Raw genomic sequence first — 26,200 nt, 5'->3', positions numbered from 1 at the left:
GGGAGCTTGCGGGGCCTGCGGAATCTCGATGGGCACCGACGGGGCCTCGGGAGCCGGTGCCGGGAGCGGAATCAACAGCAGGAGCAGCGGTGAGGCGCACAGCGCGGCGGAACCCGTTGCGGCGGAACCGACTCCAGCCGAACCGACGGCAGCCGAGCCCAGCGCGGCCGAACCCGTTGCGGCGGAACCGACCCCGGCCGAACCGACGGCAGCCGAACCCGCGCCGGTCGAGCCGGTGGCGGCGGAACCGACGGCAGCGGAACCGGCCGCCGAACCCGCATCCGCGGAACCGGCGGCGGAACCCACTGCCGCCGAGCCGATTCCGGCGGAACCGACGGCGGCCGAACCGGTGCAGAAGGCCAGCAGACCGGCCGAGCCGGTGGCCGCCGAGCCCACGGCGGCCGAACCGACCGCGGCCGAACCGGTACCGAGCAGGGTGGCCAGCAGACCGAGTCCGGAGCCGGTGGCGGCCGAACCCACGGCGGCCGAACCGGTTCCGAGCAGCAAGGGGAGGCCGACTCCGGCGGAGCCCACGGCCGAACCGGTGCCCGCACCGGCGGAGCCGAGGGCCGAGCCGGTACCGGCCGCGGCGGAACCCACTGCGGCCGAGCCCGTTCCGACAGCAGCCGAGCCGAGACCGAGGGTGGCGGAACCGGTACCGAGAACGGCGGAACCGGTGCCCGCGCCCGCCGAACCGACAGCGGCGGAACCGGTGCCGAGCAAGGCGCCGAGACCGGCCAGGCCGCCTACTCCGGCGGAGCCGACACCCGCAGAGCCCACTCCGGCCGAACCGACACCGGCAGAACCGACGCCGGCGGAGCCCACTCCAGCCGAACCGACTCCAGCGGAACCGACTCCGGCCGAGCCGGCTCCAGCAGAACCGACGGCGGCCGAACCAGCTCCGGCGGAACCCGCTCCGGCCGAGCCGACGCCGAACAAGATGGCCAGCAGATCCTGGGGTCCGGCAACGGGATTCACGCCGGGGGCGCCCGCACCGGTGGGGTTCACGGCGGCCGAACCCGCGCCGCCCGGGTTCGTGCCCGAAACGGTCGCGTCGGCGGGGTTTCCGCCGGGGCGGCCGGTGGAATCGGCGCCGGGCGCTACGACGGGTTGTGGCTGTTGCGACTGCGGGGATCGGGGCACCACGGGCTCCTGCCCGGCGGGCACCGGTTCGAGGTCGATCCCGTTGGGCTGCGCGAGCGCGGCAACCGGCCCGAGCAGCGCTGTACCGGCGACAGCTGCTATCGCTGCCACCAGGCGCATTGCACGACCAACGATCATGCGCCAGCCATCCCCTCATCGATACTGCGCAGTCGGCTTGTCGCCCGCACGCGGTCGGTGCGGGTCAGAGCACGCGGCCACCCCGATAGCCGGGCCTTTGCGGAACGCGGTCATCGTACAAGGGTGTACGAGGTCCCGCACAAGTCCCGAATGCTTTAGGGGCCGAGACAAACCGTACGCCTGCGCATCTCCCCATGTATCGAATATCCGCAAGCGGCCCAGGCCAATTGGGTTCAGCGGGCGCTACGCGCGGACCTCACAACGCCGGATTCGCACTTGTGAGGCGCGAGTGAACATGTGCAACAAGGGCAATTCAGACCTATGGGACAGCAAATCCCCTGCTCACCTTGGGTGAGCATGCGCTTCGGCCGACCAAGTGGTATGCATCACTTCGGGATACGGAGGGCTATGGCTGCGGCACCCGCGGCGCGATGGCATCGAGGAACGCCTCGGCGGTCGGCGCGGGCCCCGGACCCATATTGATGTGAGAGCCGTCACTCCATTGGCCGAGGGTCGTATACGGTTCGCCGCCGAGCGGATCCACCGAATACTCGAGGGTGTAGTACCGGCACTCCCCCGCCTCCGGCGGCACCACGAACGCCGCGAAGTACGCCTCCGGCGCGGCGGTCGGCTCCGGCAGCGTCACCAGCACGATGCGCGACCCGTCGCGCTCGATCAGCCGGCCGCTCAAACCCGTGGGCGCCAGCCGATCCGCCGCGGGCAGCGTCGAACCGAGGCCGTTCCACCAATCGGTGAGCGCCGCGGTCCAACTGTCCGGCGCCACCCGTTTCACCAGCTCCGCACCGCGCGACCGCGCCATATGCGCCAACAACCGGTGCGCGAATTGGTAGTGCTGCGCCCGCGCCATCCGAAACCTCGTTCCACTCAGCCGATCAACTTCACCGCCGAACCTACCCCGGGCGGGGTGCCCCGCGCCGCATCCGGCAGGGCCGCCAGCCGGGCTGGGTACCGGTGCGGAAACAGGTGGTGAACAGCGGATTACCCGGCGCTGAAACACGAATCGCCGACACCCGGACGGGTGTCGGCGAGAGGTGGAAGCGGAACTCAGGCGCCGTAGACGGGCTCCGGGGTGACGGCCTTGGCCAGCAGGTCACGCACGACCGGGCCCAGTTCGGCCGGCTCCCAGCGAGCGCCGCGATCGACCGAGACGCCGTGCCGCCAGCCGTCGGCCACCGTCACCTTGCCGCCCTCGACCTCGAACATGCGACCGGTGACGCCGGCCGAATCGGCGCTGCCCAGCCAGACCACCAGCGGGGAGACGTTCTCCGGGGCCATGGCGTCGAAGCCGTCCTCCGGGGCGGCCATCATGTCGGCGAAGACGGTCTCGGTCATGCGGGTGCGCGCGGCCGGGGCGATGGCATTGACGGTGATGCCGTAGCGGGCGAACTCGGCCGCCGCGGTCAGGGTCAGGCCCGCGATGCCGGACTTGGCGGCGGCGTAGTTGCCCTGGCCGACCGAACCCAGCAGGCCCGCACCGGAACTGGTGTTGATGATGCGCGCCTCGGGGGTGCGGCCCGCCTTGGCCTCGTTGCGCCAGTACTCGGCGGCGTGCCGCATCGGGGCGAAATGACCCTTGAGGTGCACCTTGATGACGGCGTCCCATTCGTCCTCGCCGAGGTTGACCAGCATGCGGTCGCGGACGATACCGGCATTGTTGACCAGGATGTCCAGGCGGCCGAAGGCTTCCACGGCGGAGGCGATGAGGCGGCGCGCGCCCTCCCAGTCGGAGATGTCGTCGCCGTTCACGATGGCTTCGCCGCCGAGCGCCTTGATCTCCTCGACCACCTGGGCGGCTGGGGAATCCGGGCTGGGGGCGCCGTCGAGTTCGGCGCCGAGGTCGTTCACGACGACCTTCGCGCCGGCGGCGGCGAAGGCGAGGGCGTGCGCACGACCGATGCCGCGACCGGCACCGGTCACGATGGCGACGCGGCCTTCACAGATCTTGTTGTCAGTCATATGGATTACCTCGCTGGTGAGTGAAGGGGATTGTGGGGGCTACGCCCCCACACCCCCGGAGGGAAGGAAGAAGGAGCGGCAAGAGCGGGGGCCGCCCGTGTGCCCGGCGCGGCAGCCGGGCCGGAGCCGGTCGCCCCACGGGCCTGGAGAGACGGCGGCCTAATGGCCGGAGACTGCGGGGACATCGGCGGTGGAGGCTTCGAGGAATGCGGGTTTCTCGCCGCCGCCGTGTACCAGCAGGGAGCCGCCGGTGATGTATTCGGCCAGGGGGGAGGCCAGGAAGGCGGCGGTGCGGCCGATGTCTTCGGGGGCGGCCATGCGCTGCATGGGGACGGTGCGGCTGACGGCGGCGATGCCGTCCTCGTCGCCGTAGTGCAGGTGGGAGGACTCGGTATTGACCAGGCCGACGATGACGGAGTTCATCCGGACCTTGGGTGCCCATTCGACCGCGAGCGACGAAACCAGGCTGTCCACACCGGCTTTGGCGGCGCCGTAGGCGGCGGTGCCGGGCGAGGGGCGATGACCGGAGACGCTGGAGATCATCACGATCGAGCCGCCGTGCTCCTGCTTCTGCATCACCTCGTTGGCGATCTGCGAAACCAGCAGGGGCGCCAGCAGATTCAACTGCACGATCTTGGAGTGGAAGTTGGCGCTGGCGTCGGCGGCCAGGGCGAACGGAGCGCCGCCGGCATTGTTCACCACGGTGTCCAGCCGCCCGTACTTCGCCACGATCGCGTCGATCAGGCCGCGCACGGATTCCGGGTCCCGCACATCGCACGGCAGGAAGTCGATGCCCCGCCCGTTCGACTCGACCGGCACATCCGCCGGCCGGCGCGCGCAGGCGACCACGGTCGCGCCCGCATCCAGGAAAACGCGGGAGATACCGGCCCCGACGCCCCGGACGCCACCGGTGACCAGGACGACCGAGCCGGAGAGGTTCACTTCGATTGCCACCGTGCTAACCTACCAAGCACTTGCTTGTTTTGCCAACGATGGGACTTGCGATGGGGATCATCCGTCACACCGAAACCGAGGGCGTAGAAGTCGTCACTGTCGACTACCCGCCGGTCAACGCTCTGCCTTCCGACGGCTGGTTCGCCCTGGCCGACGCCGTCCGGGAAGCCGGGCGCAACCCGGAGACCCGGGTCGTGGTGCTGCGCGCCGAGGGACGCGGGTTCAACGCGGGTGTGGATATCAAGGAGATGAACGCCGACGTCGGGCACACCAAGCTGATCCGCGCCAACCACGGCTGCTTCGAGGCCTTCGCGGCCGTCTACGACTGCCAGGTGCCGGTCGTCACCGCCGTCAACGGCTTCTGCCTCGGCGGCGGCATCGGCCTGGTCGGCAACTCGGACGTGATCGTGGCCTCCGACGACGCCACCTTCGGCCTGCCCGAGGTGGACCGGGGCGCGCTGGGCGCGGCCACCCACCTCGCGCGCCTGGTGCCGCAGCATCTGATGCGGACCATGTTCTACACCGCGGGCACGCTGACCGCGCAGCAGCTGCACCACTACGGTTCGGTGTTCAAGGTGGTGCCGCGCGCCGAACTCGACGCCGCCGCAATGGAAGTCGCCAAGAACATCGCCAACAAGGACGGCCGCGTCATTCGCGCCGCCAAGAAGGCGCTCAACGGCATCGACGTGCAGGACGTGCACCGGTCCTACCGCTTCGAGCAGGGCTTCACCATGGAGCTCAACCTCGCGGGCGTGGCCGACGAGATTCGCGCGCGCTTCGACGACGACATCGCGGCGCAGAAGAAGGGGAAGTAAAAGCCATGCGCGACAAGCGGATGACGCTCGACGAGATCGTCGGCGAACTGCGGAGCGGAATGACCATCGGGCTCGGCGGCTGGGGTTCCCGGCGTAAGCCGATGGCGCTGGTGCGGGCCATTCTGCGTTCGGATATCAAGGATTTGACGGTCGTCACCTACGGCGGACCGGATCTGGGTCTGCTGTGCTCGGCGGGCAAGGTGCGAAAGGCCTACTACGGCTTCGTATCCCTGGACTCCGCGCCGTTCTACGACCCGTGGTTCGCCAAGGCGCGCACCGAGGGCGCGATCACCGTGCGCGAGATGGACGAGGGCATGGTGAAGTGCGGGCTGCAGGCCGCCGCCGCCCGCCTGCCGTTCCTGCCCATCCGCGCCGGATTGGGTTCGGCCGTAATCGATTTCTGGGAGGGCGAGCTGAAGACCGTACAGTCGCCGTACCCGACCGAGGGCAAGAAAGAGACCCTGGTCGCCATGCCGGCGCTGGAGCTGGACGCCGCCTTCGTGCACCTGGATCTGGGCGACAAGCACGGCAATGCCGCTTACACCGGCGTCGATCCGTACTTCGACGATCTGTACGCCCTGGCCGCGGAGAAGCGCTACCTGTCGGTGGACAAGCTGGTCGAGACCGAGGAACTGGTGAAAGCCGTTCCGCAGCAGGCCATCATCCTCAACCGCATGATGGTCGACGGTGTGGTCGAGGCCCCCGGCGGCGCGCACTTCACCTTCTCCGGCTCCTACGGGCGCGACGAGAAGTTCCAGCGGCACTACGTGGAGGCCGCCAAGACGCCCGAGTCGTGGGCCGAGTTCAAGGCGCGCTACCTGGATGTGTCCGAGGACGAGTACCAGGCCGCCGTTCGCGCGTTCGCCGAGGAGCAGAAGTAATGAGCGAGAACAACACTGCATTGCGTAGCGATTCCACCGGGGGTGGTGGTCGGGCGACGGGTGGGCCCATCACGCGGGCCGAGGTTTGCGTTGTCGCCGCGGCCGAGATCTTCCGGGGCGCGGGCGAGATCATGGCCAGCCCCATGTCCACCGTCACCACCATCGGTGCGCGGCTGGCGCGCTTGACCTTCGAGCCGGATCTGCTGCTGTCCGACGGTGAGGCGCTGTTCTTCGCCGAGGTGCCGGCCATCGGCGGCAAGGCGCCCATCGAGGGCTGGATTCCGTTCTCCAAGGTGTTCGACGTGGTCGCTTCCGGCCGTCGCCACGTGGTGATGGGCGCGAATCAGCTGGACCGCTTCGGCAATCAGAACCTCTCGGCCTTCGGCCCGCTGCAGCAGCCGACCCGGCAGATGTTCGGGGTGCGCGGCGCGCCCGGCAACACCATCAACCACGCCACCAGCTACTTCGTGCCCAAGCACAACAAGCGGGTGTTCGTGGACCAGGTCGATATCGTGTCCGGAATCGGTTACGACAAGGTCGATCCCGAGAACCCGGCCTACCGGTTCCACCACCTGCATCGCGTGGTGTCGAACCTGGGCGTGTTCGACTACAACGGGCCGGACCACACCATGCGCGCGCTGTCGCTGCACCCGGGCGTGAGCGCCGACGAGGTCGCCGAGAACACCTCCTTCGAGGTCGCCGGGCTGGCCGAGGCGGGCGAGACCCGGCTGCCGACCGAGGAAGAGCTCACCATCATCCGTACGGTGCTGGACCCCAAGGGGTTCCGCGAGAAGGAAGTGACGGCATGACCGCGCAGCGGCTGCGGACTCCGCTGACCGAGCTGGTCGGCATCGAGCATCCGATCGTGCAGACCGGTATGGGCTGGGTCGCCGGGCCGGGTCTGGTCGCGGCCACCGCCAATGCGGGCGGCCTCGGCATTCTGGCCTCGGCCACCATGAACCTCGACGAGCTCGAGGTGGCCATCGCCAAGACGAAGGCCAAGACGGACAAGCCTTTCGGCGTGAACATTCGCGCCGACCTGTCCGACGCCGAGGATCGCTGCGACATGATGATCCGCGAGGGCGTGAAGGTGGCCTCCTTCGCGCTGGCTCCCAAGAAGGAGCTCATCGCGAAGCTGAAGGACAACGGCGTGGTCGTCATGCCGTCCATCGGCGCGGCCAAGCACGCGGTGAAGGTGGCGTCCTGGGGCGCGGACGCGGTGATCGTGCAGGGCGGTGAGGGCGGTGGCCACACCGGTTCCGTCGCGACCACCCTGCTGCTGCCGAGTGTGCTGGACGCCGTGGACATTCCGGTGGTCGCCGGCGGCGGTTTCTTCGACGGCCGCGGCCTCGCCGCCGCACTGTCCTACGGTGCGGCCGGCGTCGCCATGGGCACCCGCTTCCTGCTCACCCAGGACAGCTCGGTGCCGGATTCGGTGAAGCAGGAGTACCTGACCCGCGGGCTGCAGGACACCACCGTGTCGGTCAAGGTCGACGGCATGCCGCATCGCGTGCTGAACACCGAACTGGTGAACAAGCTCGAGCACTCCGGCCCGATCCGGGGGCTGTACACCGCCCTGGTCAGCGCCGCCAAGTTCAAGCACATGACCGGCATGAAGTGGACGACCATGGCTCGCGAGGGCCTGAACACCCGCAAGCACAAGGACCTCACCTGGTCTCAGGTGGTCATGGGCGCGAACACCGCCATGCTGCTCAAAGCCGGTCTGGTGGACGGCAATACGCAGGCGGGCGTGCTGGCCTCCGGTCAGGTGGCGGGCATCATCGACGATCTGCCCACCGTGCAGGAACTCGTCGACCGCATCATCGCCGACGCCGTGGCCCGCATCGACAGCCTGGCTTCCTTCAAGGTGACGGACTCCGCCACCGCCTGACCGAACTCTCATCCAGCGCCGCGGACCGTACGCCCCGCGGCGCCCCGGACTGCGCGTCCCGACACAATCGGCCGCGCAACCCAGCGGATCCGGCCGATCACCCGGATCCGTCTGCGCGACCGCCGAACCCCCGGTCGCGCACGAGCCGCCCCCGGATCCTCTCGCCCGGGGGCGGTTTTCGTGCGTTGGGCACCCGGGATCCGGCACGGGCTAATTGTGCGTGACGGGACGGCGGCGGGCTGCGACCATGTGGCCATGGGGAATGTCTTGATTGTCGGGGATATTCATGGGAACACCGCACACGCACTGCAACTGATCCAGGTCGCGGCGCGGCAGGACTGCGCGCGGGTGTTCGCCGTGGGGGATTTCGGGGCCTGGGAGCACATGCACTCGGGACGGCGCTACTTCGATGTGGTGAACAAGGCGGCCAAGCGGGCCGGGGTGACCGTGTACTTCCTGGACGGGAACCACGACAAGAGCTCGCTGCTGCACGAGCTGTACGGCGAACGCCGGGACGAGGAAGGGTTCCTGGTGTGCCGCAAGTTCCTGCGGTACGCGCCGCGAGGCCACCGATGGACCTGGGAGGGCACCACTTTCGCGGCCTTCGGCGGGGCGCGCTCCACCGACAAGGGGTGGCGGCTGGCCCGGGAGGCGCGCAAGGAGGAGCAGGCCGCGCGGCACCGGCGCTACGGGTCCGGACGGAAGCCGATGACGGCGGGCACGCTGTGGTTTCCCGAGGAGGAGATGACCGACGACGAGCTCGACGAGCTGCTGATCGCCGACGCCTCCCCGGTGGATGTGCTGCTGTCCCATGACAAGCCGCGCGCCACCGAACCCAAGTTCAATCGCAAGAACAAGCCCGAGTGCTTCCCGAACCAGGACCGGATCCAGAAGGTCGTGGAGACGCTGCGGCCGGGCCTGCACGTGCACGGGCACCTGCACTACCGCTACACCGAGATGCTGCCGTGCGGGGACGGGCAGTGGACGCGGGTGGAGGGGCTCGCGGCCGATCCGGAAGCCTCACAGCATCCGGCGTACGCGAGCGACCATTCGTGGACGGTGCTGGCGCTGCCCTATGTGGCCGAGGCCGGCGAGCTGATGAGCGAACCGGCGGCGGGCTGAGTCACCGGATCACGGCTTGCCGCCGGCCTCGTCGTAGGAGGAGGTGCCCTCGTCCAGCAGGGGCTCCTCCCCCTTGAAGTGGGCGGGGGCGAAGACGCGCAGCACGTGGTAGCCGGTGATGACGACCAGTGTCCCCAGGGCGATGCCGCTCAGGGTGAAGTTGTCGGTGAACTTCATGCTGACATTGCCGATGCCGATGATCAGGCCGGCGGCCGCGGGCACCAGGTTCAGCGGATTGCGCAGGTCCACCTTGGCGTTGGTCCAGATCTGCGCGCCGAGCAGGCCGATCATGCCGTACAGGATGACGGTGATGCCGCCGAGCACACCGCCCGGAATGGCCGCGACGATGGCGCCGAACTTCGGGCACAGGCCGAACAGCAGCGCGAAACCCGCTGCGGCCCAATAGGCGGCGGTCGAGTAGACCCGGGTGGCCGCCATGACGCCGATGTTCTCGGAGTAGGTGGTGTTGGGCGGGCCGCCGACCGCGGTCGAGAGCATCGAACCCACACCGTCGGCCGCGATGGCGGTGCCCAGCTTGTCGTCCAGATTGCGCCCGGTCATCTCGCCGACGGCCTTGACGTGCCCGGCGTTCTCGGCGACCAGGGCGATCACCACGGGCAGGGCGACCAGCACGGCCGACCATTCGAACGACGGCGCGTGCAACTGCGGCAGTCCGATCCAGTCGGCCTGGCCCACCGCCGAAAGGTCCAGTCGCCAATGGTCGGTCACCGCGCCGCTGCCGTCCGCCGAATGGATCTTGCCGAACACCCGGTCCAGCACCCACGACAGCCCGTAGCCGAAGATCAGGCCCAGGAAGATCGCGATGCGCGCGAAGAATCCGCGCAGCGCCACCACGGCCAATCCGGTGAAGAGCATGACCAGCAAGGCCGTCCACTGGTCCTGCGGCCAGTAGGTGGAGGCCGTCACCGGGGCCAGGTTGAAGCCGATCAGCATGACCACCGCACCGGTGACCACCGGCGGCATGGCGGCGTGAATGATCCGCGCCCCGAACTTCTGCACCGCCAAACCGATCAGGAACAGCGCCGCACCGACCGCCAGGCAGGCGCCGGTAACCGTCGCGCTACTGCCGCCCTGGGCGCGGATCACCGCGGCCACGCCGACGAACGAGAGCGAGCACCCGAGGTAGCTCGGCACCCGGCCCTTGGTCGCGAGCAGGAACACGATGGTCGCGACGCCCGACATCATGATGGCCAGATTGGGGTCCAGCCCCATCAGCACCGGGGCCACGAAACTCGCCCCGAACATGGCGACCACGTGCTGCGCGCCCAGCCCGATGGTGCGCGGCCAGGTCAGCCGCTCGTCCGGGGTGACGACCACGCCGGGCGCGGGCGTGCGCCCGTCCCCGCCGTGCAGCTTCCAGCGGACACCCAGATCCATACCAGCCCGCTTTCTCATGAGTTCGGGAAACGATCCCGGACATCGTAGTTCGGGCAAACCTCCGGCGTCAGTCGGACATGACGCGGATGCGCTGCATCATGTCGTGGTCGGCGTGGTCGAGATTGTGGCAGTGCCAGACGTAGCCGCGGATCTCGTCGTGCGCGCCGGCATGGGCTGCGCCGTGGGCGGATTCGGACGGGGAGATGGCTTCCGCGTCATGCGGGACGGTCAGCACGGCGTCCGGATCGAAGCCGAGTTCGGCGACCGACGGCCAGTGCACGACGACGCGGGTGATGGTGTCGGTCGGACATTCGACCGTGTCCTTCCAGCCGTACTCCCACGGCGGCGGCAGCTGCTGCGGGGTGAAGGCGTACGCGTCCGCCGAAGGGGCCCAACGGGTTCCGTACGCGGGCGGATAGTTGTTTGCCCAGTACAGCGAGGTGAGGATGGGCTGGCGGCCCAGTACACGCATGCGGGCCAGGTGGATGTGAATGGGGTGATCGAAGGGCGTGGTGTTGACGATGTCCCACTGTTCGACGGTGCCGGCCCGGGCCATGTCGATGTCGTCGCTCAGGAAGGCGAGATTGTTCAGCGACATCAGGGTCGGGAAGACGGCGGCGCTGCGCGAATCGTCGTTGAGGCCGATCAGGGTCATGGTGCGGACCGGACCGGGCGGGTAGACCGGGTCCAGCAGGTCCGGTAGTCCGGGGGCGCCCCGGAGGCGGGCCGGCACGACGGCGGGCGGGCCGTCGCCGCGGACCGAGAAGCGCATGATGCGGCGCAGTTCGGGAGCCATGAACACGGTATTGCCCAGGTCGTTCTTGGCGGTATTGATCAGCTCCACCTCGGCGCCGTCGCCCAGGAAGCTGAAATCGACCAGCAGGTCGACCCTTTCGCCGGGGCTGACCCGGATCGACGGGGTGGGCACCGGGGCGTCGAGCAGGCCCAGATCGCCGCCGATGGCGTAGAACGGCATGCCATTGTCGAACTCGAAAATGTATGGGCGGGAATTGGATCCGTTGAGCACCCGGAAGCGGTAGAGGCTCCGGCGCACGGGCAGGAACGGCCACACCACGCCGTTCACACAGCACACGTCACCGAATTGGCCGGATTGGTTGTAGCCCTCCGGGATATAGGTCGCGGTCATCGGCTGCACGGTGCCGTCGGCATTGAACGTGCGGTCCTGCACGATGAGCGGGATCTCGAACTCACCGGCGGGCAGGCCCAATGGGTTGTCGGCCGCGCCCGTGTCGAAATCGTCTCGTACGTAATACATTCCGGCGAGCCCGGCTTGGATGTTCAGCCGGGTGATCCCCATGGCGTGATCGTGGTACCAGAGTGTGGCGGCTTCCTGCCGATTGCCGAATTCGAAGTGCGCCCGGCCGCCGTTGCGGTAGCCGATGAGCGGATGGCCGTCCGAGTCCGGGGCGTTCGCGCCGCCGTGCAGGTGCACGGTGAAGCGCGGATCGGTGCGATCCAGCTCGGTGACGCCGTGCATGGTGAGATCGACGTGCGCGGCCAGCGGGTGCGCACCGAGCTCGTTGCGGAAGGTGAGGTGCGCCGACTGCCCCTGCCGCGCTTCGAGATTCGGGCCCAGCACCGATCGGCCGAAACCCCAGGCCCGGGTCTCCGGCAGGTCGCGGTGATATTTGTGCATCCCCGCCTGGGCCGCCAATTCTCCTGCCGCGGCCCGGGTTTCGATAATGGGCAGCTCGTCCGCGAACGGCGCCAGCACCGGCGAGTGATAGTTCAGCGGCGTGATCGGCGGCGGGTTGATCGGCGGCACCGGCAGCGGGAACGGCGGCAGCGGGGAGGGATCGGCGAAGGCTTTCGCGCCGACGCCGAGCCCGAGAGCGGCGAGGGCCCCCAGCAGGAACCCCCGTCTCGGCAGGTTCTCGCCCATGATCTTGCTGATTCTCCACGCGGAATCAGCGGCGGCCGGGGGCTCTCGCCTTTTTGTTATACAAATGGTCCATTGACCTGAAATAGCCTCAGGTCAGCGGAAACTCAGCCCAGGCGCTCGATAATGGTCACGTTCGCGGTGCCGCCGCCCTCGCAGATGGTGAGCAGGCCGTAGCGGCCGTTGACCCGCTCCAGCTCGTTGAGCAGCGAGGCGAACAGCTTGGCGCCGGTCGCGCCCAGCGGGTGGCCGAGCGCGATGGCGCCGCCGTTGCGGTTGACCTTCTCCGGGTCCGCGCCGGTTTCCTTCAGCCAGGCCAGCACGACCGAGGCGAAGGCCTCGTTGATCTCGATGACGTCGATGTCGTCGATGGTCAGGCCGGTCTTCTCCAGCGCCCACTTGGTGGCCGGGATCGGCGCGGTCAGCATGTAGATCGGGTCCGCGCCGCGCGCGCTCACGTGGTGGATGCGAGCGCGCGGGGTCAGGCCGTATTCGGCGACCGCCCAGTCCGAGGCGAGCAGGGTGGCCGACGCGCCGTCGGAGATCTGCGAGGCCAGCGCCGCGGTGATGCTGCTGCCCGGGGCCAGCGGCTGCAGGCCGGCCATCTTCTCCAGGGTGGTCTCGCGCGGGCCCTCGTCGATCCAGAAATCGCCCACCGGGACGATCTCGTTGTCGAACTTGCCCTCCACGATGGCCTTGCGGGCGCGCTCGTGCGAACGCAGCGCCCACTCCTCCATATCGCGGCGGGAGATGCCCCACTTCTCGGCGATCATGTGGGCCGAATTGAACTGCGTCACTTCGCCGGTGCCGTAGCGGTGGTCCCAGCCGTGCGCGCCGACGAACGGCGAGTCGAAGCCGTACTGCTGGCCCGCCAGCATGGCCGCCGAGATCGGGATGGCGCTCATGTTCTGCACGCCGCCCGCCACCACGATCTCATTGGTGCCGGCCATGATGGCCTGCGCCGCGAAGCCGATCGCCTGCTGCGAGGAACCGCACTGCCGGTCCACGGTCACGCCGGGGACGTGCTCCGGGTAGCCGGCCGCCAGCCAGGCGGTGCGGGCGATATTGCCGGCCTGCGGGCCGATGGTGTCGCAGCAGCCGAACACCACGTCCTCGACGAACTGCGGGTCGAGCTTGTTGCGGCCCATCAGACCGTTCAATGCCGCCGCGCCCAGATCGGCCGGGTGCACGCTCGCGAGCGAACCGCCGCGCTTGCCGACGGCGGTGCGCACGGAGTCGATCACGTACGCCTCCCGCATGGGCGCGTACTGGCGGCGGGACGGTGCAGACATTCTGAACTCCTACTGCTGGGCTGGAACTATGCGCGCGCGGCCGGGGCGGTGAGCCCGTCGAGCACGATGGTGAGGTACTGCTTGGCGAGGGCGTCGACGGTGATCCGGCCGCCGGGCTGATACCAGCGCACCGACACCCAGACGGTGTCGCGCAGGAACCGGTAGGCCAGTTCGATATCCATCTCGGGGCGGAAGCTGCCGTCCTCGACGCCGTTGGCGAGCACCTGGTGCCAGAGTTCGCGGAACTCCTTGTTGTACTCGTCGATGTAGCCGAATCGCGGTGTGCCGCTGAGGCGTTTGGCCTCGGCCTGGTAGATGGCGACGGCCGCGTGGAATTGGTCGAACGATTCGTAGGACGCGATCACCAGGGCTTCGAGGATGTCGCGGGCAGGCAGGCCCGAGCCGACGATCTCGCGGTAGCGGCCGAAGAGGTCGTCGAGGAAGCCGCGCAGAATCTCGTCCACCATGGCTTCTTTGGAATCGAAGTGGTGGTAGAGAGACCCGGATAGAATCCCGGCGGCGTCGGCAATGTCACGAACCGTGGTCGCGCGCAGTCCCCGCTCGGCGAAGAGGTTGGCGGCAAGACCGAGCAGCTCGTTACGACGTGCTGATTTCGTCGGGTCTGGTGAGGTCACTCCGCCAATATACAACCAAGCATTTGCTTGGTCCACCGAGGTTCCCGTTCAGCGCACGGAATATCGCAAGGGCGACGACACCGACAGGTCCGCTAGCAGGCGGTCGCAGATGATGATCGGGGAGACGCCGGCGCGGGCCATGCGGGCTACCAGGGCCAGTCTGCGTTCCGGGCTGTCCCATTCGACAGTGAGGGGGTCGCGGCCGGGGCCGGCGTCGACGGTTGCCATGACGCGGGGCGGGCCGCCGTCGTCGTTGGGTTCCTCGATTATTTTGAGGACCATGCCGCGTTGCCATGCCCGATATGTCTCCATATCGGCGCCGACGACCAATTTGTCGGTGGCATCGCACAATCCCTTGGCGATGTTGTCGGCGAAGGTGAGGCGGTCGGCGTGCTGACGCTGGCTGGCGCGGACGACTTCCAGGAGATCGGCGCGTACTTCGCACAACAGCGCCGTGCGTTTGCGACGGCGCCGTTGCGCATCGGAGTCGGAATACCCGACCGCCCGGGACAGGCCCAGGCGGCGCGCCCGGTCGCGATCGCGGATCATGTCCTCGCGCAAGGCCGCGCGCGGATCGCGGGCGACATCGCTCTCGTCGACCACGTGCTGTTCCAGGATCTGCGCGGCCCGCATGGCGGTGGCGCGCTCGGAGTCGTGCTCCAGTAGCTCCGCACCCAGGGTGAGCGCGGCCAGCACGGCATTGTCGAGTCTTCGGCGCGCGAGCACGACCTCGCGCACGAGCTCGAGTTCGAATTCCTCGTGGCCTTGTTCGGGGGTTGATTGTTGACGGCGATCCGGACCCATGGGTCGTGCCCTTCGACTATGCGGAACCGGCCTAACCCAGAATGGCACAACGCCCCGCACGCCGCGCCACCCAATTTCTATTCGGTCGGAAATAGGCACTGCCGCGCCCCCCGGGGGAACGCGGCAGTGAGAAAACCTGCGACCGGACGACACAGCTTTTCGCTTTGCCCGAACGCACTAATTCAGTTGTGCGAGTGCAATTTCGATTCAGGCGCGCTGGCTCGAAATCGACACCACCTCACCGGTGAGGTAGGTGGTGTAGTCGCTCGCCAGCATGGCGATGGTCGCCGCGACCTCCCACGGCTCGGCGGCGCGGCCGAACGCCTCGCCGGCGGCCAGGCGATCGAGGAGATCGGCGGAGGTGACCTTGTCCAGGAAGGCGTGCCGGGCGATGGACGGGGCCACCGCGTTGATGCGCACGCCGTACTCGGCGGCCTCGACGGCGGAGCAGCGGGTGAGCGCCATGACGCCGGCCTTGGCCGCGGCGTAGTGGGCCTGGCCGTGCTGGGCGCGCCAGCCGAGCACGGAGGCGTTGTTGACGATCACGCCGCCGTGCCCCGCCTCGCGGAAGTACTTCAGCACCGCGCGGGTGGCGCGGAAGGTGCCGTTGAGGGTGATGTCGAGGACCTTGTCCCACTGCTCGTCGGTCATGTCGACCACCGGCACCTCGCCGCCGAGGCCGGCATTGTTGACCATGATGTCGATGCGGCCCAGCGCGGCCACGGCCCCGGCGATCAGCGCGTCGACCTGCTCGGTGGAGCTGACGTCACACGGCACGGAAGCGATTCGGCGGTCCGGGAATTCGGCCTTCAGCGCCTCTTCGGTCTCCTTGAGCCGACGCTCGTGCCAGTCGGAGACCACGACGTCCGCACCCTCGGAGAGCAGGCGGCGCGCGGTGGCCGAACCGATGCCGGTACCGGCCGCGGCGGTCACCACGGCGGTCTTGCCCGCGAGCAGGTTGTGGCCGCCGACGATTTCGGGGGCGATGGACAGATCACTCACGGTCGAGCCTCTCGGGGAAGTCCGAGCACGCGCTCGGAGATGATGTTGCGCTGCACTTCGTTGGAACCGCCGTAGATGGTGTCGGCCCGGCTGAAGAGGAACAGCCGCTGCCAGGCATTGAGATCGTCGTCCTTGGCGTCGGCGATGAGACCCGGCGCGCCCAGCACGTCCATGGCCAGCTCGCCCAGATCGCGATGCCAGTTGGCCCACAGCAGCTTGGTGACCGAGGCCTGCCCCGCGGCGGTGCGGGCATCGACCGACGCGCCGTCGTGGCCGGACTCCAGGGTGCGCAGCACGTGGGCGCGCAGCACCCGCAGACCGACCCAGGCCTGGTCCAGGCGGGCGGCGATGATCGGATCGTCGATGGAACCGTTCTCGCGGGCGACCACTTCCAGATCGGTCAGTTCACGCGCGTAGCGGATCTGCTGGCCGACGGTGGAGATGCCGCGCTCGAAGGTGAGCGTGCCCATGGCGACCTTCCAGCCGTCGCCGGGCTGCCCGACCACCAGATCGGCGGCGGTGCGGGCGTCGGAGAAGAACACCTCGTTGAATTCCGCGGTGCCGGTGAGCTGGATGATGGGCCGCACCTCGACGCCCGGCTGCTTCATGGGAACCAGCAGGTAGGACAGGCCGTGGTGACGGCTGGAGCCCTTCTCGGTGCGAGCGACCACGAAGCACCAGTCGGACAGGTGCGCGAGCGAGGTCCAGACCTTCTGGCCGTTGATGACCCACTCGTCGCCCTCGAGCTGGGCGGAGGTGGTGACGGCGGCCAGGTCCGAGCCCGCGCCCGGTTCGGAGTAGCCCTGGCACCAGAGTTCGGTGACATTGCGGATGCCGGGCAGGAACCGCCGCTTCTGCTCTTCGGTGCCGAAGGCGATGACGGTCGGGCCGAGCAGTTCCTCACCCAGGTGCGAAACCCGGCTCGGCGCATCGGCCTTGGCGTATTCCTCGTGGAAGATGACCTGCTGGCGCAGGGTGGCGTCGCGGCCGCCCCACTCCTTGGGCCAGCCCAGGCAGGTCAGTCCGGCGGCGGCCAGGGCGCGGTCCCATTCGAGACGCTCCTCGAATGCCTCGTGTTCGCGCCCGGGACCACCCAGACCGCGCAGCTCGCGGAACTGGCCGTTCAGGTTCTCGGCCAGCCATTCCCGCACTTCCGTGCGGAACTCGGCGTCCTCGCGGGGCTCAGTCCCGGTGGCCGGTTCGGGGGTCTGGATCATGCTCACGTCGGTAGAGTAACCTACCAAGCACTTGCTTTGTTAGACCCATTCCCGGACGGCAGGAACTCCCGTGACATCTCCTCCGCAGACCACACCGCTCGCCCTGCACGCGGCCGCCGCCACCTACGGTGAGGCGCCCGCTGTCGGCGATGGTGCTGTCCGTCTGAGCTGGTCGCAACTGCTGGACTCGGTCCATGAGACCGCGCGTGCGCTCATGGCGCGCGGTATTCAGCGGGGCGACCGCATCGGCATCTGGGCGCCCAACACCCACCACTGGGTGACCGCGGTGCTCGCCACGCATTACGTCGGTGCGGCCATCGTTCCGTTGAACACGCGCTACGTGGCGGACGAGGCGGCGGATGTGCTGTCGCGGGTGGACGCAAAGGCGCTGTTCATCGCGGGCGCCTTCCTGGGACGCGACCGGCTGAGCGAACTGCGCGCCGCCGCACCGGAACTCGGCATCGAGACGGTCATCGTGATCCCGTCCGAGACCGAGGAGCCGGTGGCCGACGCCATCGTGTGGTCGGAGCTGGCCAAGCTGGCCGAGGCGGTCAGCCTGGAAGACGTGGTGGCGCGGGCCGAATCGGTGCGGCCGGACGATCTGTCCGACATCCTCTTCACCTCCGGCACCACCGGGCGCAGCAAGGGCACCTTGATCGCGCACCGGCAGGCGCTGGCGGGCGCGCGGGCCTGGGCCGAGTGCGCGACGCTGAACCAGAGCGACCGGTACCTGGTGGTGCCGCCGTTCTTCCACAACTTCGGTTACAAGGCGGGCATTCTCGCGTGCCTGGTGACCGGTGCGAGCGTGATCCCGCAGGCCACCTTCGACGTGCCGGAGACCATGCGGCTGGTGCACGACGAGGGCATCACCGTGCTGACCGGACCGCCGACCATCTATCAGACGATCCTGGAGCATCCGGCGCGCCACGATGCCGATCTGTCGTCGCTGCGGGTCGCGGTCACCGGCGCGGCCACCGTGCCGGTCGTGCTCATCGAAAGAATGCGCAGCGAACTGCAATTCGATGTGGTGCTGACCGCGTACGGGCTGTCGGAGTCCGGTGGTTTCGGCACCATGTGCCGCCCGGAGGACGACGCCGAGACCATCGCCAATACCTGCGGGCGGGCCATCGGCGACTTCGAGATCAAGCTGGCCGACAATGGCGAGCTGCTGATCCGCGGGTCGCAGGTGATGCTGGGCTACCTCGACGATCCGCAGGCCACCGCGGACACCATCGACAAGGACGGCTGGCTGCACACCGGCGATGTCGCGATCATCGACGAGCGCGGGTATCTGAAGATCACCGACCGGCTCAAGGACATGTACATCTCCGGCGGGTTCAATGTGTACCCCGCCGAGGTGGAGCAGGCCCTGGCCCGCCTGGAGGGCGTGGCCGAGACCGCCGTCATCGGTATCGAGGACGAGCGCATGGGCGAGGTCGGCAAGGCGTTCGTGGTGCGCAAGCCCGGCTCGGCGCTGACCGCCGAAGACGTGGTGGCGCATGCCAAGACGCTGCTCGCCAACTTCAAGGTGCCGCGCTTCGTGGAGTTCCGCGACGCGCTGCCCTACAGCGCCGCCGGGAAGGTGCTCAAGCGGCAACTACGTGAGGAGAAGGCGTGAGCCAGGAACTGGGACCCGTTCCCGATGAGGGCGAGGTCGTCCTCTACGAGAAGCGGGGTCCGATAGCGGTCGTCACCCTGAACCGCCCGGACTACCGCAATGCGCAGAACTCGGTCATGACCTACGCGCTCGATGCCGCTTTCACGCGCGCCGTCGAAGACGCCGAGGTCAAGGTGATCGTGCTGGCCGGTGCTGGAAAGCATTTCAGCGCCGGGCACGATATCGGGACGCCGGGACGCGATCACCACATCTCCTACGAGAACAAGGCCGTCATGTGGTGGGACCACGTGGACCGGCCGGGCGGCGATCAGCGGTTCGCGCGCGAGTCCGAGGTGTACCTGGGCATGTGCCGGCGCTGGCGGGAGATCCCCAAGCCGACCATCGCCATGGTGCAGGGCGCGTGCATCGCGGGCGCGCTCATGCTGGCCTGGTCCTGCGACATGATCGTGGCATCCGAGGACGCGTTCTTCTCCGATCCGGTTGTGCGCATGGGCATTCCGGGCGTCGAATACTTCGCGCACCCGTGGGTGCTGGGGCCGCGCCGCGCCAAGGAGATCCTGTTCACCGGTGAACGCTTCACCGCCGCACAGGCTTACGAGTGGGGCATGGTCAATCGCGTTGTGCCGCGCGAGGAACTGGAATCGCACACCATCGCGCTCGCCGAGAAGATCTCGGAGATGCCGCAATTCGGGCTGGCGCTCACCAAGAAGGCCGTCAACCAGTGCGAGGACCTGATGGGTATGCGCGCCGGCATGGATTCCGTGTTCGGGCTGCACCATTTCGCGCACGCCCACAATGCCGAAATCGGCTCCGGCTCGCTCGGCGGCATGGACGCCAAGTCGATGAAGGCGGCCGCGGTGAGCCGGGAATCAGATGCCGCTACCGAGAGGAACGGGGCCAAGTAAGTGGATCTCGAATTCGACGCCAAGACCGAGGAATTCCGCCGCGAGGTGCGGGAATTCCTGGCCGCCAATGTGCCCGCCGAACCGCTGCCGTCCATGGACACCAAGGAGGGGTTCGAGGCGCACCGGGCGTGGGAGGCCAAGCTGGCCGAGGCCCGGCTGTCCTGTGTGGCCTGGCCCGCCGAATACGGTGGCCGCGATGCCTCGCTGACCGAATGGGTCATCTTCGAGGAGGAGTACTACGCGGCGGGTGCGCCGGGTCGGGTCTCCCAGAACGGCATCTTCCTGCTCGCGCCGACCCTGTTCGAGCACGCCACCCCGGAGCAGCTGGCCCGGTTCCTGCCGAGAATGGCTCGCGCCGACGACATCTGGGCGCAGGCGTGGTCCGAGCCGGAGGCCGGGTCCGATCTGGCCGGTATCCGCTCCACCGCCAAGCGCACCGAGGGCGGCTGGCTGCTCAACGGGCAGAAGACCTGGAGCTCGCGGGCCTCGTTCGCGGACTGGGGATTCGGGTTGTTCCGCAGCGACCCGGAGGCCGAACGGCATCGCGGGCTCACCTACGTGATGTTCCCGCTGACCGCGGAAGGCGTGACCGTGCGCCCGATTCCGCAGCTGGACGGCGAGCCGGGCTTCGCGGAGATCTTCCTCGACAATGTGTTCGTGCCGGACTCCGATGTGATCGGCGAGGCCAATAACGGGTGGAAGGTCGCCATGGCGACCTCCAGCAACGAGCGCGGGCTCTCGCTGCGCTCCCCCGGCCGGTTCAACGCCACCGTCGTGAAGCTGATCGAGCTGTGGAAGTCGGCGGCCGCCGAAACCGACACCGCCATCGGCGATCGCGTGGTGGACGCCTGGGTCGGGGCCGAGGCGTACCGGCTCAACACCTGGGCCACCGTCACCCGCCTGGCCGAGGGCGGCCAGCTAGGCGCGGAATCCTCGGTCAACAAGGTGTTCTGGTCCGAACTGGACATCGCCATGCACGAAACCGCGCTGGACCTGCACGGGGCCGCCGCCGAACAGGAATCCGCCTGGACCGACGGCTTCCTGTTCTCGCTCGCGGGCCCGATCTACGCGGGCACCAACGAGATTCAGCGCAATATCATCGCCGAACGCCTGCTCGGCCTGCCGCGGTAAGGGAGACGACATGCGATTCGCATTGACCGCAGAACAGCACGACTTCGCCGCCAGCCTGCGCAAGATGGGCGAGGCCGCCAAGACCCCGGGCGTCGTCCGGGCCTGGGGCGCGGGCGATTCCGCCGCCGGGCGCGCGCTCATCGGCCAGCTGGCCGAGGCGGGCGCGCTGGGCCTGACCATCACCGAGGAGAACGGCGGCTTCGGCGCCGGCCCGGTGGAGCTCATCGTGGCCTTCACCGAGATCGGCCGGGCCGCCGTGCCGGGCCCGCTGGTGGAGACCGCCGCCGCGATTCCCGCACTGCTGCAAGCCCTTCCGGACGGTGCGCTGGCCGCCGAATGGCTGCCCGCCTTCGCCGAAGGGGCCAAGCTCGGCACGCTCGCGCTCAGCACCGCCGCGGGCGCGATCGGTTCCGCCGCTTCGGCGACCGGGGGCCGCGTGGCGCTCGACGCCGACCTGGCCGATCTGATCCTGGTCGCCGACGGTGACAAGCTCTCCGCCGCGACCGCCGGTGACCTGGTGAAGTCGGTGGACGCGGCCCGTCGCCTGTTCACCGTCACCCCCGGCGAGACCCTGGCCGAGGGCGCGGGCGTCGCCGCGGCGATCGAAACCGCCTTCGACACCGCCGCGCTCGCCGCCGCCGCGCAGCTGCTCGGCGCGGGCCGCTCGCTGCTCGACATCAGCGTCGAATACGTGAAGCAGCGCCAGCAGTTCGGCACCCCGATCGGCCGCTACCAGTCGATCAAGCACCATCTGGCCAATGTCTCCATCGCCCTGGAGATGGCCCAGCCCCTGCTCTACCGCGCCGCCCTCACCCTGGAGTCCGGCGCGGACGCCCAGACCCGGGGCCGCGACATCTCCGCCGCCAAGCTGGCCTGCGGCGAAGCTGCCTACCAGGCCGCCCGCATCGCCCTCCAGGTGCACGGCGCCATCGGCTACACCGCCGAGTGCGACCTGTCCCTGTGGCTGACCAAGGTCACCGCGCTGCGCTCGGCCTGGGGCACCCCGGCCGAGCACCGCGCCCGCATCGCCGCCGCCCTGCGTGCGGGCAACGTGGCATGAGCATCTCGGCGGCCGGCGCGACCCGCAGGCTCGAACGCTCCTGCGCCGACGGCGAATTCACGCCGCTGCTGACGCTGGCGGTGCAGACATTGCGCACTCTCGCAAACGTCGACACCGCGCCGAGCGTTCGCACCGCGCACAACTTCGAGACATTGGGAGCGAGGGCATGAGCCTTACTGCCGAACAGCAGGAACTCGTCACTACCGTGCGCGCGGTGCTGACCAAGCATCAGGACAGCGCGGCCATGCGGCGCGGGCTGGAGGCCGAGCGCGGGTATGACGAGCAGCTGTGGAAGTTGCTGTGTGAGCAGGTCGGGGTTGCGGCGCTTGCCATTCCGGAGGAGTTCGGGGGCGTGGGCGTCGGGCTGACCGAGTCGCTGCTGGTGGTGGAGGAGCTCGGGCGCACGCTCGCCGCTCCGCCGATGCTGGGGTCGGCCGTGCTGGGTGTGCAGGCGCTGCTGCTGGCCGGGAACGCCGAGGCGAACGAACGGCTGCTGCCGGAGGTCGCGGAGGGTGCGCGCACGCTGGCGCTGTGCTGGGCCGGGGTGCGCGGGTGGGATTCCTTCGGGGTCGCCGCCGATGGCGAAACCCTGTCCGGTTCCGCGCATTACGTGATCGACGGGGCGCATGCGGACACGCTGCTGGTGCTGACCGATGCGGGGCTGTTCGAGGTGGACGGCGAGGCCGCGGGCGTCACCCGCACCACCGTGGTCACCCAGGATCCGACCCGTCGCCTGGCGCGCATCGACTTCGAGAACGTCACCGGCCGGGCGCTCGGCGCGCTCGATGTCACCCGCCTGCGCGAGATCGCCTGGGCCGCAGTGGTGGCCGAGCAGCTCGGCGCGGCCGAGCAGTGCCTGGACATGACCGTCGAGTACTCGAAGTCGCGGGTGCAGTTCGGGCGGCCGATCGGCAGCTTCCAGGCGTTGAAGCACCGGATGGCCGATATGTACGTGCTGGTGGAGTCCACGCGTTCCATTGCCTACCTGGCTATTTCGGGTCTGGCCGCGGGGCATGTGGATCCGATCGATATCGCTTCGGCGCGGCTGCACGCCATCGACACCTTCAATGCCGTGGTGTCGGAGACGGTGCAGATGCACGGCGGCATCGCCATCACCTGGGAGCACGACGCGCACCTGTTCTTCAAGCGCGCACACGCCGACGCACAGCTGTTCGGCACCCCGGCGCGTCCGCTGGCCCGCCCGGCCTGACGCGACGACCCATCGGAACGGGAGCCCGGCACGACGCCGGGCTCCCGTTTCTCATTGCCGGGCAACGACCTTGCTCATACCCTGGGAAACATCGTGACCTGGGGAGGGCGGGCTATGAGTACTGCTGGCGAGGAGATACGCAAACTGGTCACGCGCGCCCAGAGCTTCACCTCCTCCGGCGAACACGACCGCGCCGCCGCCCAATGGCAGGAGGTCATGGCGATCGTGCTGAGAGCCAATGCGCTCGAACCGAATCGGGACTACGTGCGCGCGCAGTTCGCCTACACCCGGGCCCACACCGAACGCGCCGGGGAGGCCGTCGGCGCGGAAACCTGGCGCGATCTGATGACCATGGCCGAACGGGTGCTGGGCCCGAACGATCGCGAAACACTGTGGATCCGGCTGCGCGAGGCCGAATGGCGGCGCAAGCGAGCCACTTCCAAGGCCACCGCCCGCACCGCCAAATCGGCGATCACCACGCTGCTCGCGGACTGCCGCGCCGAACTCGGCCTGAACGACGCCGTGACCGTTCGCGCCGCCAAACTGGAGGCCGAGGTCGACCGGGATATCGCCCGGCTGCCCCGGTCCCCCGCGCTGCGCCCGGCTCTCATCGCCACCGGGGCCCTGGCCGGCACCGGCGCGTTCGTGGTCCTCGGCCTGATCTCGCCGGCGCTGCTGGCCGGCGTCATGACCATGATCGGCATTGTCGGCCTGATCGTGCTGCTGGCCGAGTACCACCGCTGATTCAGGCCGAATGCTTGGCGATGTGGTCGCGGTACACCTGGTACGCCGGTTTCGGGGTGTAGTCGTCGCGCATGAGCCCGAAGCGGTGGAACAGGCCCGGCTGCGCCGTGTCGGCGTCGCGTAGCGAGAAGTGGTGGTACGCACCGAGATCGTGCTGGGCCACCACCTCGAGGATGCCCGCCAGCACCTCGGCCTGCCGAGCTTCGGAGCGTTCCGGGCCGGTGGGCCAGCCGTTCTCGGTCAGATGCAGTGGAATGTCCACGGGCAGTCCGGCATTGGCGAGCAGATCGCGATGCATGCCGAGCAGCCAGGACAGCGCGGCGGCGGGGTCCTCGGCGGGCATGAACACGTCCGGGAAGGCGTCGAGCCCGATGTAGTCCAGTGCCGCCACGAACCCCGGCCCGCCCTCGGTGACCAGGTCCTGCACGAAGCTCGCGGCGGGGCCGAAGAGCGGCGTGGTGTTGAAGCCGATACGGAAGCCCTGTCCCGAGAACGCCTGCACGCCTTCGATAATGGCGCGCCGGACATTCGGATAGTCGCCGTCCAGGGTGGCGTTGCCCACCACATTGGGCTCCTCGGTGATCTGCAGCGTGGCGATGCGATCCCCGTAGTCCTGCACCAGATGCGACAGGAAGCACAGATACCCCGGCACGTCACCGGACCGGGACTGGAACTGCGCGACCAGGTCGAGCTTGCGGCCCGCCGTGGCGTAACGCCCGAAATCGGCCGGGTTGCAGAAGGATTCCTCGCCCGCGTCCTTGAACGCGGTGTAGACCCGCACCACCGTCACGCCGAGATCGTCGAGCGCGGCCTCCACGGCGGCCGGATCGTCCGGTTTCCCGGTCGCCAAGCCGCCGGCGTCGTCGCCGCTGACACCGCCTGGATAGATGCCGAAGTCGGTCATCCTTCCCAGATTAGTGGTGCAGCACCTCGACCTCGCGGACCGGGGGCTTGCGTCCGAACCGCTTGCGCAGCGGGTAGATCGCGGCCACGAACAGCAGGCTGACGGTGGAGGCGATGAGCTGATTGCGCTGGTCCGGATTGCGCGCCATGGCGATGAAGACCGCGCAGATGGCGATGATGACCGCCCAGCTCAGGTACGGGTAACCCCACATGCGATAGGTGAGCGCGGACGGGTCCTCGCGCCGCAGCCGGGCGCGCAGGCGCAGCTGGGAGGCCATGATCGCGACGTAGACGAAGGCCAGCACCACGCCGATGGAGTTCACCAGGAAGGTGAAGACCTGATCCGGGGAGACGTAGGAGGCGATGACCGCACCCCAGGCCGCCACGGTGCCGAGCAGCACCGCCCGGGCGGGCACGCCGCGCTTGTTGACCTTGACCAGCCCGGCCGGGGCATCGCCGTCACGGGTCAGCACGTAGAGCATGCGCGAGGACACGTAGATGGCCGAGTTCAGCACCGACAGCACCGCGGTGAGGATCACCACCTGCATGATGGTGCCCGCCGCCGGCACGCCCATCCGGTCCAGGGCGCTCACGAACGGGCTCTTCAGCACCTGGGCGTCGTTCCACGGCAGGATGGTCACCACCAGGAAGATCGAGGCAACGTAGAACAGGCCGACCCGCCACAGCACATTGTTGGTGGCGCGGGCCACGGCCTGGCCGGGCTCCTTGGATTCGGCGGCCGCGACCGTCACGATCTCGGTGCCGCCGAAGGCGAACATGACCACCACGATGGCCGAGAAGATGCCCGCGATGCCATTGGGCGCGAAGCCGCCGTGCCCGGTCAGATTGTGGAAGCCGCTCTCCGCGTCCGGCCACAGCCCGAACACCCAGGCCAGGCCGAGCGCCAGGAAGATGACGATGGCCACGACCTTGATCGAGGCGAACCAGAACTCGAACTCGCCGAAGGACCGCACCGAGACCAGATTGACCGCGGTCATGAGGATCAGCAGCGCGGCCGACAGCACCCACTGCGGCAGATCGATCCAGCTGGACAGGATGGCCGCCCCGGCCACCGCTTCCGCGCCGACCAGGATGACGTAGAGGTACCAGTACAGCCAGCCGATGGTGAAGCCGGCGAACGGGCCGAGCGCCATGCGGGAGTACTCGGCGAGCGAGCCGGCGACCGGGCGGGCCACCACCATTTCGCCGAGGGCGCGCATGACGCAAAGCACCAGCAATCCGGCGGCGGCGTAGGACAGAATGGCCGCCGGGCCCGCGGTGCCGATCACCGAACCGGAGCCGACGAACAGCCCCGCGCCGATCGCGCCGCCGATGGCCAGCATCGTCATATGACGCCGTCGCAGTCCGGTCCGCAGTCCCTGCTGCTCGACGGTGCCGGTTTCCGACATCTGACCACCTTCAGGTTTGTTGCTCGAGTGTTGCCAGTCCACCCTATCCAG

24 protein-coding genes and 1 pseudogene are annotated in these 26,200 nt (G+C 68.8%); 12 read left to right on the top strand and 13 right to left on the bottom strand.

Features of this window, described 5'->3' with window-relative positions; genetic code table 11:
• From NY1_RS26770 to NY1_RS26755, 4 genes and pseudogenes are all read right to left on the bottom strand, one after another.
• Positions 1–1,254: pseudogene (locus NY1_RS26770) on the bottom strand (hypothetical protein); the annotation flags it as partial.
• Positions 1,255–1,687: 433 nt separating this feature from the next.
• Positions 1,688–2,149 (bottom strand): hypothetical protein, encoded by a 462-nt coding sequence (locus tag NY1_RS26765; RefSeq protein ID WP_067718972.1) that lies wholly within the window; start codon positions 2,147–2,149, stop codon positions 1,688–1,690.
• Between the two features lie 197 nt (positions 2,150–2,346).
• Positions 2,347–3,258 (bottom strand): SDR family oxidoreductase, encoded by a 912-nt coding sequence (locus NY1_RS26760; protein WP_067718970.1) that lies wholly within the window; start codon positions 3,256–3,258, stop codon positions 2,347–2,349.
• 159 nt (positions 3,259–3,417) lie between these two features.
• Positions 3,418–4,212: an SDR family oxidoreductase gene (locus NY1_RS26755; RefSeq protein WP_439956040.1), complete on the bottom strand. Its 795-nt coding sequence runs from the start codon at positions 4,210–4,212 to the stop codon at positions 3,418–3,420.
• A 50-nt stretch (positions 4,213–4,262) separates the two neighbouring features.
• On the opposite strand from NY1_RS26755, the gene NY1_RS26750 reads away from it, so the two are divergent.
• From NY1_RS26750 to NY1_RS26730, 5 genes are all read left to right on the top strand, one after another.
• Positions 4,263–5,027, top strand: a complete 765-nt coding sequence (locus NY1_RS26750) for an enoyl-CoA hydratase family protein (RefSeq protein ID WP_067718967.1) — start codon at positions 4,263–4,265, stop codon at positions 5,025–5,027.
• A gap of 5 nt (positions 5,028–5,032) precedes the next feature.
• Complete coding sequence (locus tag NY1_RS26745) at positions 5,033–5,908, top strand: CoA transferase subunit A (protein ID WP_174567223.1); 876 nt, start codon at positions 5,033–5,035, stop codon at positions 5,906–5,908.
• A complete protein-coding gene (locus NY1_RS26740; RefSeq protein WP_233434492.1) occupies positions 5,908–6,717 on the top strand; it encodes a CoA-transferase subunit beta in 810 nt (269 codons plus the stop codon). The genes NY1_RS26745 and NY1_RS26740 overlap by 1 nt, the downstream gene beginning before the upstream one ends.
• Positions 6,714–7,799, top strand: coding sequence for an NAD(P)H-dependent flavin oxidoreductase (locus tag NY1_RS26735; protein ID WP_067718964.1), 1,086 nt, complete (start codon positions 6,714–6,716; stop codon positions 7,797–7,799). Before NY1_RS26740 ends, NY1_RS26735 begins: the two co-directional genes overlap by 4 nt.
• A gap of 255 nt (positions 7,800–8,054) precedes the next feature.
• A complete protein-coding gene (locus NY1_RS26730) occupies positions 8,055–8,921 on the top strand; it encodes a metallophosphoesterase family protein (RefSeq protein WP_067718963.1) in 867 nt (288 codons plus the stop codon).
• A 9-nt stretch (positions 8,922–8,930) separates the two neighbouring features.
• Here NY1_RS26730 and NY1_RS26725 read toward each other — a convergent pair whose 3' ends face one another.
• The 7 genes from NY1_RS26725 to NY1_RS26695 form a co-directional block, all read right to left on the bottom strand.
• The gene (locus NY1_RS26725) at positions 8,931–10,319 is read right to left on the bottom strand and encodes a uracil-xanthine permease family protein (protein WP_067718960.1); all 1,389 of its coding nucleotides are present in this window, start codon (positions 10,317–10,319) and stop codon (positions 8,931–8,933) included.
• A 67-nt stretch (positions 10,320–10,386) separates the two neighbouring features.
• Complete coding sequence (locus NY1_RS26720; protein WP_067718957.1) at positions 10,387–12,222, bottom strand: multicopper oxidase family protein; 1,836 nt, start codon at positions 12,220–12,222, stop codon at positions 10,387–10,389.
• 104 nt (positions 12,223–12,326) lie between these two features.
• Positions 12,327–13,478 carry an acetyl-CoA C-acetyltransferase gene (locus NY1_RS26715; protein WP_067718953.1) on the bottom strand — a complete coding sequence of 384 codons (1,152 nt, stop codon included), beginning with the start codon at positions 13,476–13,478 and terminating at the stop codon, positions 12,327–12,329.
• A 59-nt stretch (positions 13,479–13,537) separates the two neighbouring features.
• A complete protein-coding gene (locus tag NY1_RS26710; RefSeq protein ID WP_067718950.1) occupies positions 13,538–14,146 on the bottom strand; it encodes a TetR/AcrR family transcriptional regulator in 609 nt (202 codons plus the stop codon).
• A gap of 48 nt (positions 14,147–14,194) precedes the next feature.
• Entirely contained in the window at positions 14,195–14,950 is a 756-nt protein-coding gene (locus tag NY1_RS26705; RefSeq protein ID WP_067718947.1) for a hypothetical protein, read from the bottom strand.
• Positions 14,951–15,157: 207 nt separating this feature from the next.
• A complete protein-coding gene (locus tag NY1_RS26700; RefSeq protein ID WP_067718944.1) occupies positions 15,158–15,952 on the bottom strand; it encodes an SDR family oxidoreductase in 795 nt (264 codons plus the stop codon).
• A complete protein-coding gene (locus tag NY1_RS26695) occupies positions 15,949–17,169 on the bottom strand; it encodes an acyl-CoA dehydrogenase family protein (protein WP_067719097.1) in 1,221 nt (406 codons plus the stop codon). Before NY1_RS26695 ends, NY1_RS26700 begins: the two co-directional genes overlap by 4 nt.
• A gap of 70 nt (positions 17,170–17,239) precedes the next feature.
• On the opposite strand from NY1_RS26695, the gene NY1_RS26690 reads away from it, so the two are divergent.
• From NY1_RS26690 to NY1_RS26665, 7 genes are all read left to right on the top strand, one after another.
• A complete protein-coding gene (locus NY1_RS26690) occupies positions 17,240–18,787 on the top strand; it encodes a FadD3 family acyl-CoA ligase (protein WP_067718942.1) in 1,548 nt (515 codons plus the stop codon).
• The gene (locus NY1_RS26685) at positions 18,784–19,692 is read left to right on the top strand and encodes an enoyl-CoA hydratase (protein WP_233034974.1); all 909 of its coding nucleotides are present in this window, start codon (positions 18,784–18,786) and stop codon (positions 19,690–19,692) included. The genes NY1_RS26690 and NY1_RS26685 overlap by 4 nt, the downstream gene beginning before the upstream one ends.
• Positions 19,693–20,823, top strand: a complete 1,131-nt coding sequence (locus tag NY1_RS26680; protein ID WP_067718939.1) for an acyl-CoA dehydrogenase family protein — start codon at positions 19,693–19,695, stop codon at positions 20,821–20,823.
• Positions 20,824–20,833: 10 nt separating this feature from the next.
• The gene (locus tag NY1_RS26675; protein ID WP_067718936.1) at positions 20,834–21,883 is read left to right on the top strand and encodes an acyl-CoA dehydrogenase family protein; all 1,050 of its coding nucleotides are present in this window, start codon (positions 20,834–20,836) and stop codon (positions 21,881–21,883) included.
• Positions 21,880–22,053 (top strand): hypothetical protein, encoded by a 174-nt coding sequence (locus NY1_RS43160; RefSeq protein WP_157762490.1) that lies wholly within the window; start codon positions 21,880–21,882, stop codon positions 22,051–22,053. Before NY1_RS26675 ends, NY1_RS43160 begins: the two co-directional genes overlap by 4 nt.
• Entirely contained in the window at positions 22,050–23,093 is a 1,044-nt protein-coding gene (locus NY1_RS26670; RefSeq protein WP_067718933.1) for an acyl-CoA dehydrogenase family protein, read from the top strand. The genes NY1_RS43160 and NY1_RS26670 overlap by 4 nt, the downstream gene beginning before the upstream one ends.
• A 114-nt stretch (positions 23,094–23,207) precedes the next feature.
• Complete coding sequence (locus NY1_RS26665; protein ID WP_067718931.1) at positions 23,208–23,837, top strand: hypothetical protein; 630 nt, start codon at positions 23,208–23,210, stop codon at positions 23,835–23,837.
• A 1-nt stretch (position 23,838) separates the two neighbouring features.
• Here the strand turns inward: NY1_RS26665 and NY1_RS26660 are convergent, their stop codons facing one another.
• Positions 23,839–24,741: a hypothetical protein gene (locus NY1_RS26660; RefSeq protein WP_067718928.1), complete on the bottom strand. Its 903-nt coding sequence runs from the start codon at positions 24,739–24,741 to the stop codon at positions 23,839–23,841.
• 10 nt (positions 24,742–24,751) lie between these two features.
• Positions 24,752–26,149, bottom strand: coding sequence for an amino acid permease (locus NY1_RS26655; protein ID WP_067718925.1), 1,398 nt, complete (start codon positions 26,147–26,149; stop codon positions 24,752–24,754).
• Positions 26,150–26,200 lie beyond the last annotated feature (51 nt).

This window comes from Nocardia yamanashiensis NBRC 100130 (genome assembly GCF_001613325.1).
In the GTDB taxonomy this organism is placed as follows: Bacteria; Actinomycetota; Actinomycetes; order Mycobacteriales; family Mycobacteriaceae; genus Nocardia; species Nocardia yamanashiensis.
The sequence above is the reverse complement of the archived record's forward strand: the minus strand, read 5'-3'. Positions and strand labels throughout refer to the sequence as shown.

Excerpts from the sequence above, each read along its gene's own strand:
- NY1_RS26765 (WP_067718972.1), bottom strand. The coding sequence starts at position 2,149 with ATGGCGCGGGCGCAGCACTACCAATTCGCGCACCGGTTGTTGGCGCAT.
- NY1_RS26760 (WP_067718970.1), bottom strand. The coding sequence starts at position 3,258 with ATGACTGACAACAAGATCTGTGAAGGCCGCGTCGCCATCGTGACCGGT.
- NY1_RS26750 (WP_067718967.1), top strand. The coding sequence starts at position 4,263 with ATGGGGATCATCCGTCACACCGAAACCGAGGGCGTAGAAGTCGTCACT.
- NY1_RS26745 (WP_174567223.1), top strand. The coding sequence starts at position 5,033 with ATGCGCGACAAGCGGATGACGCTCGACGAGATCGTCGGCGAACTGCGG.
- NY1_RS26740 (WP_233434492.1), top strand. The coding sequence starts at position 5,908 with ATGAGCGAGAACAACACTGCATTGCGTAGCGATTCCACCGGGGGTGGT.
- NY1_RS26735 (WP_067718964.1), top strand. The coding sequence starts at position 6,714 with ATGACCGCGCAGCGGCTGCGGACTCCGCTGACCGAGCTGGTCGGCATC.
- NY1_RS26730 (WP_067718963.1), top strand. The coding sequence starts at position 8,055 with ATGGGGAATGTCTTGATTGTCGGGGATATTCATGGGAACACCGCACAC.
- NY1_RS26725 (WP_067718960.1), bottom strand. The coding sequence starts at position 10,319 with ATGGATCTGGGTGTCCGCTGGAAGCTGCACGGCGGGGACGGGCGCACG.
- NY1_RS26720 (WP_067718957.1), bottom strand. The coding sequence starts at position 12,222 with ATGGGCGAGAACCTGCCGAGACGGGGGTTCCTGCTGGGGGCCCTCGCC.
- NY1_RS26715 (WP_067718953.1), bottom strand. The coding sequence starts at position 13,478 with ATGCGGGAGGCGTACGTGATCGACTCCGTGCGCACCGCCGTCGGCAAG.
- NY1_RS26705 (WP_067718947.1), bottom strand. The coding sequence starts at position 14,950 with ATGGGTCCGGATCGCCGTCAACAATCAACCCCCGAACAAGGCCACGAG.
- NY1_RS26695 (WP_067719097.1), bottom strand. The coding sequence starts at position 17,169 with ATGATCCAGACCCCCGAACCGGCCACCGGGACTGAGCCCCGCGAGGAC.
- NY1_RS26675 (WP_067718936.1), top strand. The coding sequence starts at position 20,834 with ATGCGATTCGCATTGACCGCAGAACAGCACGACTTCGCCGCCAGCCTG.
- NY1_RS43160 (WP_157762490.1), top strand. The coding sequence starts at position 21,880 with ATGAGCATCTCGGCGGCCGGCGCGACCCGCAGGCTCGAACGCTCCTGC.
- NY1_RS26670 (WP_067718933.1), top strand. The coding sequence starts at position 22,050 with ATGAGCCTTACTGCCGAACAGCAGGAACTCGTCACTACCGTGCGCGCG.
- NY1_RS26665 (WP_067718931.1), top strand. The coding sequence starts at position 23,208 with ATGAGTACTGCTGGCGAGGAGATACGCAAACTGGTCACGCGCGCCCAG.
- NY1_RS26660 (WP_067718928.1), bottom strand. The coding sequence starts at position 24,741 with ATGACCGACTTCGGCATCTATCCAGGCGGTGTCAGCGGCGACGACGCC.
- NY1_RS26655 (WP_067718925.1), bottom strand. The coding sequence starts at position 26,149 with ATGTCGGAAACCGGCACCGTCGAGCAGCAGGGACTGCGGACCGGACTG.